The organism is Candidatus Venteria ishoeyi (genome assembly GCF_030378065.1).
Classification (GTDB): domain Bacteria; phylum Pseudomonadota; class Gammaproteobacteria; order Beggiatoales; family Beggiatoaceae; genus Venteria; species Venteria ishoeyi.
In genome coordinates, this window is record NZ_JAUCGJ010000004.1 from 44,749 (window position 1) to 61,892 (window position 17,144).

At 45.6% G+C, this 17,144-nt stretch carries 13 protein-coding genes and 1 tRNA gene; 11 read left to right on the plus strand and 3 right to left on the minus strand.

The features are described from left to right. Positions 1-26 precede the first annotated feature (26 nt). The 6 genes from QUF61_RS02025 to QUF61_RS02050 all read left to right on the plus strand — a co-directional run bounded on the left by QUF61_RS02025 (position 27) and on the right by QUF61_RS02050 (position 5,857). Entirely contained in the window at positions 27-2,039 is a 2,013-nt protein-coding gene (locus QUF61_RS02025) for a methyl-accepting chemotaxis protein (protein WP_103920793.1), read from the plus strand. A gap of 331 nt (positions 2,040-2,370) precedes the next feature. After that, entirely contained in the window at positions 2,371-3,171 is an 801-nt protein-coding gene (locus QUF61_RS02030; RefSeq protein WP_289680221.1) for a class I SAM-dependent methyltransferase, read from the plus strand. A gap of 92 nt (positions 3,172-3,263) precedes the next feature. Continuing rightward, complete coding sequence (locus tag QUF61_RS02035) at positions 3,264-3,401, plus strand: hypothetical protein (protein ID WP_289680224.1); 138 nt, start codon at positions 3,264-3,266, stop codon at positions 3,399-3,401. A 207-nt stretch (positions 3,402-3,608) separates the two neighbouring features. After that, on the plus strand, positions 3,609-4,322 hold the full coding sequence (gene tolQ, locus QUF61_RS02040) for a protein TolQ (RefSeq protein ID WP_103920790.1): 714 nt from the start codon (positions 3,609-3,611) through the stop codon (positions 4,320-4,322). Positions 4,323-4,343: 21 nt separating this feature from the next. Next, positions 4,344-4,811 (plus strand): biopolymer transporter ExbD, encoded by a 468-nt coding sequence (locus QUF61_RS02045; protein WP_289680226.1) that lies wholly within the window; start codon positions 4,344-4,346, stop codon positions 4,809-4,811. Between the two features lie 155 nt (positions 4,812-4,966). After that, a complete protein-coding gene (locus QUF61_RS02050; RefSeq protein WP_289680228.1) occupies positions 4,967-5,857 on the plus strand; it encodes a lysozyme inhibitor LprI family protein in 891 nt (296 codons plus the stop codon). Positions 5,858-6,077: 220 nt separating this feature from the next. On the opposite strand, the gene QUF61_RS02055 is transcribed toward QUF61_RS02050, so the two are convergent. Together QUF61_RS02055 and QUF61_RS02060 are read right to left on the minus strand one after the other, a co-directional pair. Continuing rightward, complete coding sequence (locus tag QUF61_RS02055; RefSeq protein ID WP_289680230.1) at positions 6,078-7,646, minus strand: bifunctional aminoglycoside phosphotransferase/ATP-binding protein; 1,569 nt, start codon at positions 7,644-7,646, stop codon at positions 6,078-6,080. A gap of 83 nt (positions 7,647-7,729) precedes the next feature. After that, complete coding sequence (locus QUF61_RS02060; RefSeq protein ID WP_289680233.1) at positions 7,730-10,117, minus strand: hypothetical protein; 2,388 nt, start codon at positions 10,115-10,117, stop codon at positions 7,730-7,732. A gap of 64 nt (positions 10,118-10,181) precedes the next feature. Between QUF61_RS02060 and QUF61_RS02065 the strand changes: the two genes are divergently transcribed. Continuing rightward, complete coding sequence (locus tag QUF61_RS02065; RefSeq protein WP_289680235.1) at positions 10,182-13,361, plus strand: LYR motif-containing protein; 3,180 nt, start codon at positions 10,182-10,184, stop codon at positions 13,359-13,361. 69 nt (positions 13,362-13,430) lie between these two features. After that, positions 13,431-13,622, plus strand: coding sequence for a hypothetical protein (locus QUF61_RS02070; protein ID WP_103920783.1), 192 nt, complete (start codon positions 13,431-13,433; stop codon positions 13,620-13,622). Positions 13,623-13,884: 262 nt separating this feature from the next. Here the strand turns inward: QUF61_RS02070 and lexA are convergent, their stop codons facing one another. Continuing rightward, positions 13,885-14,577, minus strand: a complete 693-nt coding sequence (gene lexA / locus QUF61_RS02075) for a transcriptional repressor LexA (RefSeq protein WP_103920782.1) — start codon at positions 14,575-14,577, stop codon at positions 13,885-13,887. 69 nt (positions 14,578-14,646) lie between these two features. Here lexA and coaBC point away from each other — a divergent pair, with 69 nt between their 5' ends. The 3 genes from coaBC (at position 14,647) to QUF61_RS02090 (ending at position 17,132) form a co-directional block, all read left to right on the plus strand. Then, positions 14,647-15,858, plus strand: coding sequence for a bifunctional phosphopantothenoylcysteine decarboxylase/phosphopantothenate--cysteine ligase CoaBC (coaBC, locus tag QUF61_RS02080; RefSeq protein WP_289680238.1), 1,212 nt, complete (start codon positions 14,647-14,649; stop codon positions 15,856-15,858). A gap of 65 nt (positions 15,859-15,923) precedes the next feature. After that, positions 15,924-15,999, plus strand: a tRNA-Asn gene (locus QUF61_RS02085). A gap of 494 nt (positions 16,000-16,493) precedes the next feature. Continuing rightward, entirely contained in the window at positions 16,494-17,132 is a 639-nt protein-coding gene (locus QUF61_RS02090; protein ID WP_289680240.1) for a hypothetical protein, read from the plus strand. Positions 17,133-17,144 lie beyond the last annotated feature (12 nt).

Genomic DNA, 17,144 nt, shown 5'->3' on the forward strand with positions numbered 1-17,144 from the left:
CTCAAGTTCCCCAAGGTATTTACGACATGGCAGTTTTTTCTCTACCTAATTTCACGATTCGTCAAAAACTCTGGCTGGGTTTTTCCAGTTTCCTGTTTATCCTGTTAATAGCGGTACTTATTGCTATCATCATGATATCCAATTTCAAGCAACAGTTTTCGGAAGTGGTTGATAACGATTTGCCTATGGTGCAAAACACCATGTTGCTGGCAAATAAGATGGAACAAAGCCTGAGTTTGCTGGAAATGTTCCTGCTCAGCCGGGATGTGACTTTTAAACAAAAATATTTTGATAGTAAAAAAGAACTGGATACCTTATTGCTGGAATTAGAGCAACATCCACAGACCCATATCAATCCTGAAATTCGTCGTTTGAGCAAAGCCATCAGCAAACAATCGGAGCTTTTTTATAACAAAGGTCAAGATATTATTGCCCTGACTGAAGATGACCAGAAAAACTATCCGGCACTCGATTATTCACAAGTGCATTTAAACCCTGGCAGTTTGGAATTACTGCAATCTATCAGTAATTTACTGCAAGAAGATATGGATAATATGGGGACAGTGAAAATACTTTATCAGATGCGTCATACCTGGTCACAGATTGTTAATGAATTACGTGGTTTTTTAGCCCATCGCGGCGTTGCAACGTTTAGCAATATTGATGCATATTATAGGGTGTTTCTGACTTACGAAGCAAAGCTGATTGCGGCTTTAGGTGATGATATAAATTTTGTACAGGGAGAGGAACTTAAACAGATTCAAAAAACCAGAATACAGTATATGGAAAATCTGCAACAAGTTCGTGAGCTGCACAGTAGCCCGCAGTGGCGGCAGGATGCCTACTTACTGCACACGCAGGTTGCCCCCTTATTGGAAAATATTCGTTACACTATTAACCAATTGGGCAAATATGAACAACAAAAAATGAAAAATAACAATCAGGATTTGCTCACCTGGCTTAATACCTTAACTTCCTTAAGTATACTGGCAATTCTGGCAATGCTACTGCTTTCCGCCTTAGGCTCAAGACGTTTGGTCAAAAGTATTACCACGCCTTTATTTCGTGCGGTGCGGGTGGCCGAGCAAGTTTCCGAAGGGGATTTACGCATACACCTAAAAGCCAATGAAGTTCAGAAAGATGAAACCGGGCGTATGTTGCAAGCCATGCAGATTATGGTACAACACCTCTCTGAATTAGTTGCGCATTTACAAGCCTCCGGTGCCCAGTTGAGCGCGGCAACCGGACAGATTGCAGTGACAGCCCGTGAGCAGGAAGCTACCGTTACCGAGCAAGCGGCAACAGCCAATGAAATCATGTCCACAGCCACCATGATTTCAAAATCAACCCGCGATCTGGCTTATACCATGAATGAAGTGACGGAACTGGCGCAAAATACTTCAGAATCTGCTGAAGCCGGACATGCCGACTTATTGCGTATGGAGCAATCCATGCACAAGATGCTGGATGCCACCGATATTATTAATGCCAAGCTGGAACTGGTACAGGAAAAAGCCGATAACATCGGCACGGTTGTGACAACAATTACCAAAATTGCCGATCAAACCAACCTGCTATCCTTAAATGCAGCGATTGAAGCGGAAAAAGCCGGAGATTATGGCTTGGGGTTCAGTGTCGTGGCGGCTGAAATCCGTCGTCTTGCCGATCAAACAGCCGAAGCCACCTGGGATATTGAACAGATTGTCAAAGAAATGCAAAGCGCGGTATCTGGCGGCGTACAAGGCATGGCGCAATTTAGCAGCCAGATTCGTCATGAAGTCAAAGGCATCGATCAGGTCAGCCAGCAATTAGCCGATATTATTGAGCGTATGAAAAGCCTGCTGCCTCACTTTCAAACCGTACGCGAAGGGATGCAGGGACAAACCCTCAGTGCCGATGAAATCAGTGACGCTATCAGTGAATTAAACGACTCTGTACGCCAGACCGCAGACTCCCTGTCGCACTCGAATCAAGCACTGCAACAACTGGATCAAACCGCACACGATTTGCATGAAGGTATTTCTATTTTCAAACTATAGTTGAAATAAATTTTTTCCTTAATCTTAGTTGTTTAATACTTGCATAGATAAAGCGAAATTGTTATTAATAATGAATATTATGCAAAGGTAGCCTACTTATTCTCTTAGACATAAAAAACTACCATTGTGTTACATGAAATAATTATTTTAGGTAACTCGCAAGAAGTAACACCCCCGTAGCGCGCAGGATTTTTATCCGTTTTCAAGGCGTGAAAACCGGCGCATAGTGAGCTATGTAACGGTTTTTATAACGCGGAAAACGGGTAAAAAGACCAGCAAAATGGGGGGGTATTCGCTGTGAGTTACCTTACACCAAATCTAAGGAATATGAATGCCAAGCAATAATATTCTCGATGCCTATATTACAAACTTACCTACACCACAAAATGCGCTAAATTTATTTCAGGGTGAATGGCGTTCCAAGCTTCCAGAGGCTTACGCGCCACTAAAAACGACCGGTCAGGCGGGTTTATTTGAAGATGATCGCATTGCCTGGATGTTACAACAAATAGGTGACATCAGCGGTCAGGATATATTGGAACTGGGGCCTTTGGAAGCCGGACACAGTTATATGCTGGAACAGGCAGGCGCAGCCTCTGTTACTTCGATTGAAGCCAATACCCGGGCTTATCTTAAATGTTTAGTCATGAAAGAAGTGCTGGAGTTACAGCGGGTATGTTTTTTATTAGGCGATTTTGTCACCTGGTTGCGCCGTGAACAAGTGCCACACTTTGATTTAAGTATTGCCAGTGGCGTGTTATATCACATGAAAAACCCAGTGGAATTGCTGGAACTACTGGCTAAAACCAGTGACCGATTATTTATCTGGACGCATTATTACGATAAAGAAATACTGGCTAACAATCCCAATATTCCGGCTGACAAATTTGCCCAGGGGCAAGAAACAAGCTGGGCAGGTTTTCAACACACGCTTTATCCACAGGATTATCAGGCCGCATTAAACTGGAATGGTTTTTGTGGCGGGCCGGAAACCAGCAGTTGCTGGCTGCCACGGCAAACAATTTTGGATGCACTGGTATTTTTTGGATTTAAAAATATCCAGATTTATGGTGAAGCAACGGCAGAACATCCTAATGGCCCTTGTTTTAGTTTATTAGCAAGTAAAGAGTAAGATATGGATATGACTTTGCGGCTGGCAGGCTATCGTCATGTGACAGCACCCAGAAGTTGCTAAGAGAGCCAGAGTCGCAGCAACCACACTCATTGCCAGCAGATATTTCACAACAGGCATTTGATGCAGAAAAATATTTTGCAGCCAACCCCGATGTTGCAGCAGTAGGTATGGACGCTTGGGAGCATTGGATACAATATGGACGCGAGGAAGGGCGGCAGAGTTTTTAATAGCTAAGGAGTGAAGATGAAATAAATGCAGAAACTGAGCGCAGGATTTTTATTCATTTTCAAGGCGTGAAAACAGGCGCATAGCAAGCTATGTAACTGTTTTCACAACGCAGAAAATGGAGGAAAAGACCAGCCAAGTTGCTGAAGTTATAAAATTCTCACTCCTAAGTCTTTATCCCAAAACACTGCACCTTAGTTTTTGAGCCTATGAAATTTGATACGACAATTTTAGAATTAGTCCTGGATGCCAGTTTGCTGGTACAGATGGTAATGTTGTTATTACTGACCTTATCCTTTGTATCCTGGTATTTAATTTTTTACAACAGTCGTCGTCTGAAAAAAGCCGGGCAACATGCCCGTAGTTTTGAAGACTGGTTCTGGAAGTCACGGGATTTTGCCAGCCTATATAACCGTATTAATGCCCATGATTACCATGAACAAGGCATGGAAAAATTATTTATGGCAGGTTATACCGAGTTTGCAAGAATGCGCAAACAGGCTGAAGCGATTGCTGCTGATCGCTTAAGCGCGACCCAGCGCGCGATGCAAATCGTATTAAATAATGAGGCCGATGAGCTGGAAAAAAACCTGCCCACCCTGGCAACAATTGGCTCAGTCAGCCCCTATATTGGTTTATTTGGCACGGTCTGGGGCATTATGCATTCTTTTCATGCGCTGGCAGATGCCAAACAAGTTACGCTGGCAATGGTGGCACCGGGTATTTCAGAAGCGCTGATTGCCACCGCTCTGGGTTTGTTTGCCGCGATTCCCGCAGTGATTGCGTATAATCAACAAATCACTCAGGTTGATCGTTTGTTGTCACGTTATCATAGCTTTAGCGAGGAATTTACCAGCGTGTTACAACGCCATGCCTATACCTCGCCTGCTGCAACTGGAGCAACCAGCAGCACCAATGAATAGTGCTATTTTCAGGGGAATATCATGCCGGTTTATCGTCGCCGCCGTCGTTTAATGGCGGAAATGAATGTGGTACCTTATATTGATGTCATGCTGGTTTTGTTAATCATTTTTATGGTGACATCCCCCATGCTGGATCTCACACAGGGCGTTGAAGTAGATTTACCGGTGATTGAAACCGCACCCAATACGCCCGATCCGGCTTTACCTGTGCTGATTAAGGTCATAAAATCCGGCGTTGCTTTGCTCAGTGATGAAAATGCGCAGGATCAAGCTTATGCGCCACACAACTGGCAACAATTGGGGGCGCATGTTTTGGCGCATTTGCGGATTAATCGACAACGCCCGGTTGTCATCAGCGCCGATAGGCAGGTGACCTATGAGCAGGTGCTGCGTTTAATTGCGATGCTGGAAGGCAACGGGGTAAAAGTGCGGTTAATGACACGTCCTCTACGGGATGAAGATAATCGCCAGGGAACAGGAGCAAAATAACTTCAGCAAAGGCTTGAAAACAGGCGCATAGCAAGCTATGTAACAGTTTTTATAACACAGAAAATGGAGAAAAAGACCCGCCCAGTTTCTGAAGTTATAAAATTCTCGCTCCTAAATAATAGCGTACACATAAACAGCCTATAGAGATAACTGCCATGTACTATCCTTTTTTCCGTTTATTCTTAGCCATCATTTTATTGTTCAATATTGGCGCATTGAGCAGTCAGGCCGTTGCAAGCAGCAATTGTAGTGACAATAAAAATTCACTGACCTGCGTAAAACAGCAATGGCAACAGGCGGATGCTGCCTTAAATCAGCATTATCAGCAACTCATGAAAAAATTGCCAAAAGCCACGCAACGCGCTTTGCGTCTGTCACAACGCAATTGGATACGCTTTCGTGACGCGCAATGTCAGCGTACAACAACAAAATTAGCAGATATGCAATGCCTGAGAACCTTGACCGCAAACAGAGTAAAAGAATGGCAAAACACTTATCTGCAAAAACCACTGCCACAGGCAAAGACTGCACCTGATTATGCCAGCGCAGACCGCCAGCTTAATCAAACATATCGACACATTATGGGCAGTCTGCATAAACATGATAAAAAACAATTGCGCACCAGCCAACGTTTATGGCTGCCGTTTCGTGATGAAAACTGTCTGGCACAACAGAGTTATGGTGTCAGCCAACAACAGTGTTTAGCTCGTATGACTGTTCATAGAACTCAGGCGTTACAGCACTACTACCAGGGTAATTTCCATGGCCTAACGGCTCAGTCCCTGATTGGTGAATGGCGAGGTTTAGGGGGGGAAGCGGTTATGCGGCTGCAATTTGGCATCAGTAAGGGCATACATTATTATCTTTCCCATTTGGAAAACCTGCCATTTGAAGCAGGGCAATGGCAATTTAATCGGGGGCAGCTCAACATTATCGCCAGCAATGGCAAATTGATGCATCGCTATGAAAAAGTGGCTTTGGAAAATGGCGTACTTTCCTTGTATGAAAAAGATGGTGCTTTATTACAATATCAAAAGCAACCCTAAGGAGCGAGAATTTTATAACTTCAGCAACTTGGCTGGTCTTTTTCTCCATTTTCTGTGTTCCGAAAACAGTTACATAGCTTGCTATGCGCCTGTTTTCACGCCTTGAAAATGAATAAAAATCCTGCGCCCAGTTTCTGTATTTATTTTATCCTCACTCCTAAGGAACGAGGATTTTATAATTCTCGAATGCCAGCAACTGCATTATTGGTAAATTTCACGACTATTCCATGATACCCGTTTCGGCTGCCTGCGGATTTAGAAGATTTATTATGCGTGATGCTGGCAATTTTGGAATACGATAGCCTTGTTCCTCTGGGGTTAGGGTCTGCATGGTTTGTAACTGGTATTTTAATACTTCAGGCGTGGCATCAGAAGCATCCTGATGTTGTGACAAACGCTGCTCAATACGTTGGCGGCAGGTTTGTTCACCCGTCTGGCAATCCAGAATATAAAACGGCAAGGCTGCAACTTTGGCAATTGCGGCAAAACGCTGGCGCTGGCTCTGTTGTAAAAATGTGGCATCAACCAAAACACTGAAACCGGCATTTAATAACAAATGGCAGAGTTGCTCAAGGTATTCATAAGTGGTTTGCGTGGCCTGTTGACTGTACATACCGCTTGCCAGTGTTGCCTTGTCTGCTGATTGGTTTTGAAACAAACGTTTACGCACCACATCAGAGCGTAAGACAATCACATCCACCTGCACCAGCAGTTGCTGACTGAAATAACTTTTTCCGCTACCCGATACCCCATAAGTAATCAGTAAAGCGGGTTTATCCTGGCGTTTACTTTCAATTTCGGCAAGGTTCAGGTATTTTTGCAGCGCCTGCAATGCCTGCCAATGATTTTGACTGCCCGGTTTGGCTTGCTGTGCCTGCAAAGCATAAACTTTAGCACGTACCATCGCACGATAGACCAGATAAAAACGTAACACTTTCAAACCCGCATAATCACCACTATGGCTTAAATAAGCATTCAGTAAACGCCGCGCCATACCCATTTCCCCATGCGCCTGTAAATCCATCAGGGTAAAAGCCAGTTCGCTGCAAACATCTATCCAATGTAGCTGTGCATTAAATTCAATACCATCAAAAATCAGTAGCTTACCCTGCATCACTGTGATATTGCCCAGATGCATATCACCATGACATTCCCGGATAAAACCTTGTTGTTTACGCTGTATCAGTATTGATTTAAGCTGTTGATAAGTGTTTACAGTCCACTGTTGCAAGTGCTGAATTTGTTCAGATAAGGTGTTATTCAGTGGCAGCATATTGCCTAACTGAGTGAAATTATCCATTGCCGGTTGATAAATGGCGCTAGGTTCGCCCCAGGCAGTATCCTGCGCCGCTGGAGGAAGCTGTTGATGAAATCTTGCCATAATTTGCGCCAGTTCATCAATGCGTTGACTGCTGAGTTGTTGTCGGCTCAGTAAACGATCCAGTTGATTTTCCTGGGGGAAACGTAACATTTTAACGGCATATTCAAACGCAACGCCTGTGCCATTTAAGCGAGGGGCTTTAGTGCTGCCGGTAAGCGCAATAAGTGCTAAATACAAATCCGGGGCCAAGCGTCGATTTAAGCGTAATTCTTCTTCACAATAAAACTTGCGTTGTGCCAGATGTGTGTAATCAAGAAAACCAAAATTAACTGGTTTTTTGATTTTGTAAGCAAATGCCCCCGCCAGCAGCACCCAGGAAATATGCGTTTCGACCAATTCAATCTGCTTAGTCTGATGGGGGTAAGCATGGGGATGAGTGAGTAAATATTGAATAAAATCGGGATACATGGCAGCACCTTCGTTTAATAGGGATTTAAATCAGCAATTACAAAATCCTGTAAAATTTCAGGTTTTCCTATAATCTGCCTGTGCTAAGGCTCAGCAGACTCTGGCAATACTTTCATAAACCCCGCATACAGCAAACGATCTGCCAGCAAACGGCGTTCCGTAGCAGAACTGTAGTTCAATTGCTGTACACTGGCTGTGAGCATGGCCTGATCTTGAAGCAGTTCCGCGTCATTATGCCAAAAGGCAGTTTGCTGCTGTACCGACTGCAACAGGCTCTGGTAGCGCTGCAATAATTTCAAAGCTGCTTGCTGTTGATTTTGTTCCAAATATTCACCGGCACGGCGCACATTGTTGGCTAATTGAATCGCCAGCAGGTTTTTTACCACATTATATTCCAACGGCCCGCGTGGGCTTTCCTGACTGCCCAGGCTGAGCTGCGCCTGGTTGCTGCCATTACGCAAATACACCAAATCCTTATAACGCATTGTCACTTCCATGATCGGCCCTGGGCGCTCTACGACCACATCCAGCAAAATACTGTGGCTATCACCTGCATGATAAGCAGGAATCATAATCTGAATACCGGCATCATCCCGACTGCGATCACGCTGTATGCCCAGGGTGCGCGCCAGTCGTTGATCCAAACTTTGTTCTGCCTGCCTGACCTGCTGGCTGCGTTGCTGTGCCAGGGGTTTGGAGCCGATAACATCCACCAGTTTAACTCCCGGAGCCAGACGAATATTCAAACGCACGGCGCGTGCCACGGTGCGGCCTGCTGAATGCAGTTCTTTATCCACCAGACCGGTTGCCGCATCCGGGCGGCGTAAAAAACGGCGGTTGCCCTGACCTATCAGGGTTAAACGCTGAATCTCCTCATCCTGTTGATAGTTCAGGGATGTTTTATTGGACGCAGCCGCCAACTGAATCAGGCTCAGAGGGATGCCGCGAATCGCGCTGTGGTGTGCGAGGTTTTCCAAAATACTCAGGTCACTGCCAAAACTGCCCTTGGAAATTAGAATGACTGCGCTGCTGCCCAGTAAGGCATCGGCTTTGCTGTGGCCCTGCACCCAGGACATGGTGTTTTGCATAGCCTCCACCAGATTCAGGGTGGGTGCGCTCTGGCTTTCTGCGCCCTGTCCAAATAACTGAGCCATTTTGACTTGCAAGGGGCCGTGGCGAAAATCTTCCGGCGGTAATAGCGTACCACCGGGTACGCCAGCCACGGTTAAGGCAAAGCGATCTGTGCTGCGCCGCGCCTGCACAAAGGCTTTGAGCAAAGCACGCACCGCAGCATTTTCTTCATTGCTGAGCGCAGTACGTAAATCCAGAATAATACCCACATTCATTGCCGGTCGCCGCCCACTGTGGCGCAGGCTGCCTTTCAGGCCAACTTGCGCCAGTAGTCGCGTAGGCCCTTGTATTGCAGTCTTATCACTGTGTAAATATACTGCCAGCGCAGCATCCAGGGGGGGATCAAACGGCTGCCAGATTTGTTTTAAGGCGGTTTGCCGGATACCGGCAGTCAGCTTTTGACGATTAAGACGCACCTGCAAATGGCGTAACAAGGGATCGCCGGGTACATAGCTATTTTCCCAGTAACCGCTGGCCTCCTGATAAGATAAACCCTGAATTTGCTCACGTTGTTGATAAAAATCTGCTACTACGGTTTCAGCCAGGGCAAGGGCTTTGCGGGGCGCTTGTTTATCTTTTAGTTTATTTTGAAGTTTTTTAGCTTTTTTTCTTTGCTTAAGTTCCCGGTTTTCATTGCGCAAACGACCATTGGCAATGCTACTGTCTCTGCGCAAGGCTTCGCCGCCTGCAACACTGCCTGTTATCAGAGCGGGTGGAGCCTTGGGTTTCATTAAGGCCCGTTGCAGCTTTTGTGGTGAGGTGGGTTTAAGCTTGCGCAGGCCATCAACTGCTCCAGTCAGATTCAAGGCCCGAAGTTGTGCGATACCTGAAGTTGGCTGTTCTGGCGTTGATTGGCCTACAGTGGATTGTACCGGAGCCATTTGTTTTTCTATAGCGAGTTGTCGAAACATAGCGTTTTTTTGTGCATAATCGCTACTGGTTGCACGGGTGCTTTCTTCTTCCGCCAGCACTTGTTCGCTGCGTTTTCCTGTCATGGGTACATGTCGTTTGGACGCAGGTTTATTATCCTGCCCATAAAAACTGTCTTGTTTTTGTGCTTCATACACCGCACCCGCTTCATCATCCATCTCCTCATCGGATACCTCAAAACTATCCGCGTCAATTTCTTGGGGCATCGGCACAGGCAAGTCGAAAAGGACATAATCCTCATGATTTTCTTTTTCAACGTCTCCTAGTTTTGATTCAAGACTGAGTCGTTCAGAAACCGGAGAAAGCATCAATAAACCAATCAGAATACTGCCGATGATGACGAACAGCGCCACATAAACAGCAATACGCACAAACCATGAACTGTGTGTAAAAATAGATAAGCGTTTCATATTAAAACAACTCCTGTTACTATTTTTAGAAATACTTGTTAGAACCAGTTGAGGAGATCGAATCATGCCAATAAGATTCTGGATACTGTTTTGTATTGTGAGCTGTTTTGGACATTTTGTCCAAGCGGAGACTGAATTCGAGCCTCAAGACTGGGAAAATGCCAGCGGTGAAGTGCGCGTACCGCTGGATGTATACCGTAAACTACTCAAATTGGCTGAAAATCCGCCACAAGCAGCCCCCGCCAGTTACGCCATTGGCAAGGCACAAATTGACATGCGCATTCGCAGTGAAAATCAGCGCAGTCATGCTCATATCAATATCCATTTTCAAGTGCAAAGCTTTGTTGATGAATGGACGCTGATTCCTTTTTTACCTGCCAGCACTGCTTTAGCGCAAGCCAGCGTGAATGGTCAGCCAGTACAGTTGGTGCGTACCTCTGCGGGTTTCAGTTGGGCAGTGCAAAAGGCGGACACCTATGCCGTGCAATTGGAATATAAGCTGGATGCGCTGGCTTCAAAACAGGGCTTGGTACTGGCTGCACCTCTGCCTAAAGCCCCTGCCAGCCACTTGTCTATGATTTTTGAAGAAACCGACGTGGTGGCTTCGGTCATACCCGCAGTGAATATTCATACAGAAAATAAAGCCAGGGAAACCCATGTCAGCGCGGAGATTCCCGCTGCTAATGCCCTGCAAATTGCCTGGAAAGCACCGCTACAGCAGGATTATGTACTCAGCCGTGCGCATTATCAGGGTGAACAAGAAGGCGATGCTTTGCGCTGGGCAGCGCGATTTAATGTCGAGGTGTTTACTGACGACCCTATCCATTTGCCTTTGTTTCCACGCGAAGTCACTTTGACCGAAGTGTTGGTCAATGATGAAAAAGCCATGCTGTTATTAAAAGCAGCAGAAAGCAAAAATCCAGGGAAAGGCCAGCAGGTACTGGCAATTACCCGCCAAGCGCATTTTGCCACGCTGCTGCAAGGTGCAGGCAGTTATGAAATCAAGGTGTATTTTGAAGTGCCGATTCAGAAAAATCAGGGTTCGCCCAATGCCACGCTGTTGGTGCCGGAAGTGCCGGTATCCTTTTTTGAATTAAGCCTGCCGGGGAAAAAACAAGTGCAGGTCACTCCTTCAGCAACCGTTACACTGGAACACAGTGAGGCAGAAAGTGCTTCAAGCGAAGCAACGGAAGATGAGGGCGAAACTGTTGCCAGTGTTTATATTCCCATGCGCACCCAGGTGACATTCAGTTGGACAGAAGCCGTGCCTACAGAAATCAAAGATGAGTTACGCGCCAATGCCAGCCTGTATCATGCGGTTCACGCAGAAGAAGGCGTATTACACGGACAGGCATTTGTGTTGTATCAGGTGACACGCGGAGAAACCAATATTCTGGAGCTTGAAGTACCGGCAAACACCCAGATTAACCAAATCAGTACCAAAATCGGCAAGGTGACGGACTGGCGCATGTTAGAAGACGCTGTAGACAAGACAGGCAGCCAGTCGCAGCAACGCCAAAACGTGCGTATTTTCCTGGATCGCAAGGTTAAGGGCAAGTTCCACTTTAAGGTGAATTACGAATACTTGCTCAGCGGTAAACCTGAAAATTTCCAGGTGCCTTTATTACGCGCCGTTGATGTCCACCGCCAACGCGGTATGCTGGCCTTATTATCCGGCCCGGAACTGGCCTTAAAACCCCTGCAAACCGAACGTTTATCGCGGGTGGGAGAAAACCAGCTACCCACCCATGTGCGTAAAGCCTTAAAAATGGCCGTGGCGCATACTTATAAATACAGTGGAAACAAACCGCTGCTGATGGCGCAGGCCATTACCCCCGAGCGCAAACGTGGCAAATTTGACGTGCGCACGGATACCTTGATTTCCATTGGTGATGTCACCTTAAAAGGTGCGGCAACATTGGAATTAAATATTAAATCCGGCAGTGTGATGGACTTAAACCTATGGCTGCCGCAGGATGTTAACGTGCTGGCGTTGAACAGTCCGGCGTTGCGCACCTATCAAATTAATAACGAAGCAGATAAACAAAAGCTGCATGTAGAGTTTACCCAGGAAATTGAAGGCCAGTTTCGACTGGAACTCAATTATGAAGTGATTCTGGCGGAAGGTAGTGAAGAAAACAGCGTGCCGCTGGTATCAGTGACCGATGCCGAAGTGGAATATGGACGCATTGCGGTTGAAGCCTTAGCCGCCGTGGAAGTACAGGCCTCTTCACTGGTGCAGTTGTCGTCTTTGGACTTAAATGAACTGCCGCAGCAACTGGTATTAAAAACTACTAACCCGATTTTGCTGGCTTATCGTTATGTACGCGCAGACACCCCGTATCGACTGGGTTTGAAAATCACCCGCCATAAAGAACTGGACGTACAGGTTGCCGCCATTGAGAAAGCGGCTTATCACACCCTGCTCACCCGTGACGGCCTCAGCGTAACCACTGCGCGTTATACCATACGCAACAGCCGCAAACAGTTTTTGCGCCTGCAACTGCCGCCAGATGCGGAAGTCTGGTCAGTGTTTGTCGGCGGTAAAAGTGAAAAACCCGCAGAAGCCGAAGAACCCGCTGTCAGTAATGCCAATCGCCGCAGCGTATTAATTAAAATGATTAATTCCACGGCAGGCTTTCCCCTGGAAGTGATTTATGCCAGCAAACTGGAAGCCCTGGGGCAGTCTGGTGCGATTTACAGCGTACTGCCACGCCCGGACATGATAGTCACCCATTCACGCTGGGATTTATATTTACCTGATAAACTGGATTATCAGGAGCCTGACAGCAATATGGACAGGCTGGCTGTGGGCAGATTGGTTGCTGCCAAAAGCATACAAACCGCGATGCAGTTGCGCAAACAAAACAGCAATCAGCAGCAAGGTTTACATTTACAGGTACCCAAACGCGGTATTCATTTTGCCTTTGAAAAGCTCTATGCCAACCAGGCCAAAGAGGATACCTGGATAGAAATTCCTTATGTGGCGGCAGAAGCACAGGATCGTGGCCTGTGGATAAGTTTGCTGGGCAGTTTCCTGGTGCTGCTGGGTTTACTTGCCATGCTTGGCAAAGTACCTGATATTTCAGAAAAGATTGGGGTTATCTTATTGATTACAGGCTTGCTGTTACTGTTATACGCTTTTGTCCAATTGTATGCACCCTGGCTTCCAGCATTGATATTTAGCACAATATGGCTCATGATTTGGGCTGCTTATGTTTGGAAAAGTAGCAGAAGTGGATAGACTGTAGGCTTAGAGTGTATATAATAGGCATAAATGATTTTTTGAACGAATCCTGAATGAGGAAGCAAGATGCAAACACTGGAAATACAAGTTCCTGATGAATTAGCGCAACGTCTGGAAACGCTGGTTGCAGAGCAAGGGACAGATTATGAGAGCCTGAATTCAGACTTGAAAGGTCGTGATGCCTTATTAGGTGACTTATTGTTACTGGGCCTGGATGAATTAATTGCCGGGGAAGACGAATTCCCGGATGATGAGTAAACTCAAGTTCGGTAGGTATTGCCTATTTAGTATTTTTTTGCATTTTCAGCGGCTTTATTAAAAGGAAATTTTTTAGCCGCAGAAAGTGCAGAAGTTCGTGGGAATAACAAGGCGTGTTATGTTCTCGGACAGCCTCCTAAGCCAGGTGACTCGGAAAATCTGCCAAGCTTCATTTTTGAAGCAAAAGCAAAATCTTTGGTGTCTCATCCTCTTTGCAGGAAATCTATTTCAATTTAACCCGCTTTAAAAACCTGAAAGGTTTTTAAAGCGGTTTGTTGCGACCACTGCGAATAATACCCACGCCCAAGCCTTCGATATTCAGTTGCTGGTAACGCAGATCCACAGTAATTGGTTGATAACATGGGTCACTATTTTCAGGTAATAATTGTACAATAGGCACATTTTCACTTTCACGGAAAAAACGCTTAACCGTGACCTCATCCTCGATTCTGGCAACCACAAGCTGACCTTTACGCGGTACGCCGTCATAAGCTTTTACGGCAAGTAAATCACCGTCATAAATACCACAATCATGCATACTGTCGCCCTGAACCCGCAGTAAATAATCTGCTGGCGGGGTAAACATTTCTGCGGGAATACGATAATGATCTTCAATATGTGCTTGCGCGAGAATGGGTTTACCGGCTGCAACCCGCCCCACAACGGGCAAGCCTTCATCCATTATCACGGGTTGATTTTCAAACTCTTCAGCAGGCGGCAGGTATTTTTTGATTTCATTCCAGCCTTCCTGGGTAATACTGATACCGCGTGACTTGCCACTGCGCAATTTCAGCATGGCTTTGCGCTCTAATGCACGTAAATGTTGTTGTGCGGCATTAGCGGAACTGAATCCCAGTTGCTGAGCAATTTCTTTGCGCGTTGGCGGCCCACCTTGCCGAATTGCGCTGGCAATGCAAACCAAAACCTGTATTTGTTTTTCTGTGAGAGAAGTCATTTTGGATTCCAATATTTCCTTACATATTGTTATTATATACACAATGTTGTTTCATACAAGTTTATAGCGATGATTTTAAAAAATAAACGTATTTTATTGGGTGTTTCGGGTAGTATCGCAGCGTATAAGGTACCGGAACTGGTACGCAGGCTGCGCGAGCAAGGCGCAGAAATCCGCATTGTGCTGACCTCAGGCGGGGCGCAATTTATCACGCCCCTGACCTTACAAGCTGTATCCGGTTCCCAGGTTGAGCAGCAGTGGATTACTGATACGGTGCAGCCCGTAAGTCAGGAATCCAGCTTTGGACATATTGAACTGGCACGTTGGGCAGACTTAATTGTGATTGTACCCGCCAGCGCAAATTGCATGGCAAGGCTGGCTCATGGCTTTGCCAGCGATTTATTATCCACCCTGTGTCTTGCCAGTGATGCGCCTTTGGCTGTAGTACCAGCAATGAATCAACAAATGTGGAAAGCCCCTGCAACGCAGGACAATATCCAATGCCTGGACAAACGCGGCACATTGATTTGGGGGCCGGACTCCGGTGTTCAGGCTTGTGGCGAAACAGGTGCGGGGCGTATGTTGGAAGTCAGTGAAATCATTGAGAAAATCAACGCATTCTGGCAAGAGAAAATCTTCAGCAAGATGTGTCTTGTGATTACAGCGGGGACAACGCATGAAGCTATTGATCCGGTACGTTTTCTCAGCAACCGCAGTTCCGGGAAAATGGGGTACGCCATTGCCCGCAGCGCGCAAATGATGGGAGCAAAAGTTATTCTGATCAGTGGCCCCAGCGCTTTAAGCTGCCCCACTGGCATTGATTATTATCCGGTAGAAAGTGCTGCGCAAATGTATCAAACCGTGATAGAACAAATCACTCAGGCTGACATTTTTATCGCTGCCGCCGCCGTTGCTGATTATCGCCCTGTACAGGCACAAGTGCATAAAATTAAAAAACATAACGATACAATGCATCTGGAACTGGAACGTACCCAGGATATTTTAGCCGCAGTGGCTGCTTTGCCAGAAGCACCGTTTACGGTAGGTTTTGCTGCGGAAACCCAGGATCTGGAACATTATGCCCTGGATAAATTGCAACGTAAAAAACTCAATATGATCGCTGCCAACCCCGTGGGTAAAAATCTGGGGTTTGATCAGGAAGATAATTGTTTAAGCGTCTATTGGAAAGCAGGCAAAAAACAACTGCCACGTATGCATAAAACCCAGTTGGCGCAACAGTTATTACAGCTTATTTATACAGAATATCAAAAACATTCTTGACAAGTATGGCGGGGTTTTATATTATGCGCAGCCTGATTTCTGCTTGCAATGAGCAGTTTTTATATTCCCCGGTAGCTCAGCAGGTAGAGCAAGTGGCTGTTAACCACTGGGTCGGCGGTTCGAATCCGTCCCGGGGAGCCAATTAAACAATGGCTTACAAGTTCCCCCCCCCTTCATTTGCAAAAATCTTCTAAAGCTCTAACTCAACCCGGTTTATTTTATGCCCCTGCAAATAATGCCCTGTCATTTTCTCACGGGTATGCCCAAGTAAAGCTTGAACAATCGCTTTGGATTTTGATTCTTCATAAATTGAAACCCCCAAGCTGCGAACTTCATGAAACCCCGGCTGGGATAATATTTACTTTTTTTGTGTGCTTTTACCCATTCCTTGGTAACATATCTGGCAATATCGCAGTAAAGTCATCACGGTCTTAAGCTTGGCGGCATTTCTGCGGCTGGCGATGTAAAACATAAACGCTTGCAATATCAAAATGCTATTCAGAACCAGAAAGAGTAATTAGATACCTGACTTTACCTGGTTAGGTAATAATTTCAATTGGTTACAATGAATAAGACGCCGTAAGATGAAATACCTCAACTCACCATTAGCATAAAATATTAATTAATTTATTCGAATGAACTATCTTAGAAATATATTTTACCGCACAATTCTAGTAGTAATTATTATCACATTGCCTCCATTTGCTTTGGCAACTGATAGCATTCAAATTGAGTCAGTGATTATTTTCAATACTTCATGTGCACAATGCCATGAAGGTGAGTGTAGTGGAAGGATGGCTTTCCACTTGCCAAAGAGTGCCACTGATCAGCATATTCGCCGTCATGGTAGCGAGCTATCAAAGAAAATGATTCAGGAATTGTTTGAACTTTTGCGCTATATGAAGGAAGAGTGTAGTTTCTATCCATTATCGGTTGCTCTTTCACAAGATCAAATATGGGGCAGTGACAAGCTGAGTAAATTGCGGTCTCCTTCAAATAATGCCTATTTCGTGCCTCTTGGTTACCTTGAACTTGGTTTGTACCAGTTACTGCTTGAAGGGCTTGGTGATAATGCCAATTATTGCATTGAAATTATCAATGGTGAGTTTGAATATTTTGTTGAGAAGACAGTGAATAGAGAGAGTGAAAAACTGAGTCTGCAATTTCAGGCAGACGAGCGCTCAAATTATTATCTGCGGATAAAATCCAAGAAGCCAATAAGTCTTAAGAGAATAGAGATGTTAACCAGCAAGAAAAATGGTGCTAACAATTAGCTCCAGCGGACA

Bases quoted from the DNA above. Each gene is read 5' to 3' on its own strand.
- QUF61_RS02025 (WP_103920793.1), top strand. From the start codon at position 27: ATGGCAGTTTTTTCTCTACCTAATTTCACGATTCGTCAAAAACTCTGG.
- QUF61_RS02030 (WP_289680221.1), top strand. From the start codon at position 2,371: ATGCCAAGCAATAATATTCTCGATGCCTATATTACAAACTTACCTACA.
- tolQ (WP_103920790.1), top strand. From the start codon at position 3,609: ATGAAATTTGATACGACAATTTTAGAATTAGTCCTGGATGCCAGTTTG.
- QUF61_RS02045 (WP_289680226.1), top strand. From the start codon at position 4,344: ATGCCGGTTTATCGTCGCCGCCGTCGTTTAATGGCGGAAATGAATGTG.
- QUF61_RS02050 (WP_289680228.1), top strand. From the start codon at position 4,967: ATGTACTATCCTTTTTTCCGTTTATTCTTAGCCATCATTTTATTGTTC.
- QUF61_RS02055 (WP_289680230.1), bottom strand. From the start codon at position 7,646: ATGTATCCCGATTTTATTCAATATTTACTCACTCATCCCCATGCTTAC.
- QUF61_RS02060 (WP_289680233.1), bottom strand. From the start codon at position 10,117: ATGAAACGCTTATCTATTTTTACACACAGTTCATGGTTTGTGCGTATT.
- QUF61_RS02065 (WP_289680235.1), top strand. From the start codon at position 10,182: ATGCCAATAAGATTCTGGATACTGTTTTGTATTGTGAGCTGTTTTGGA.
- QUF61_RS02070 (WP_103920783.1), top strand. From the start codon at position 13,431: ATGCAAACACTGGAAATACAAGTTCCTGATGAATTAGCGCAACGTCTG.
- lexA (WP_103920782.1), bottom strand. From the start codon at position 14,577: ATGACTTCTCTCACAGAAAAACAAATACAGGTTTTGGTTTGCATTGCC.
- coaBC (WP_289680238.1), top strand. From the start codon at position 14,647: ATGATTTTAAAAAATAAACGTATTTTATTGGGTGTTTCGGGTAGTATC.
- QUF61_RS02090 (WP_289680240.1), top strand. From the start codon at position 16,494: ATGAACTATCTTAGAAATATATTTTACCGCACAATTCTAGTAGTAATT.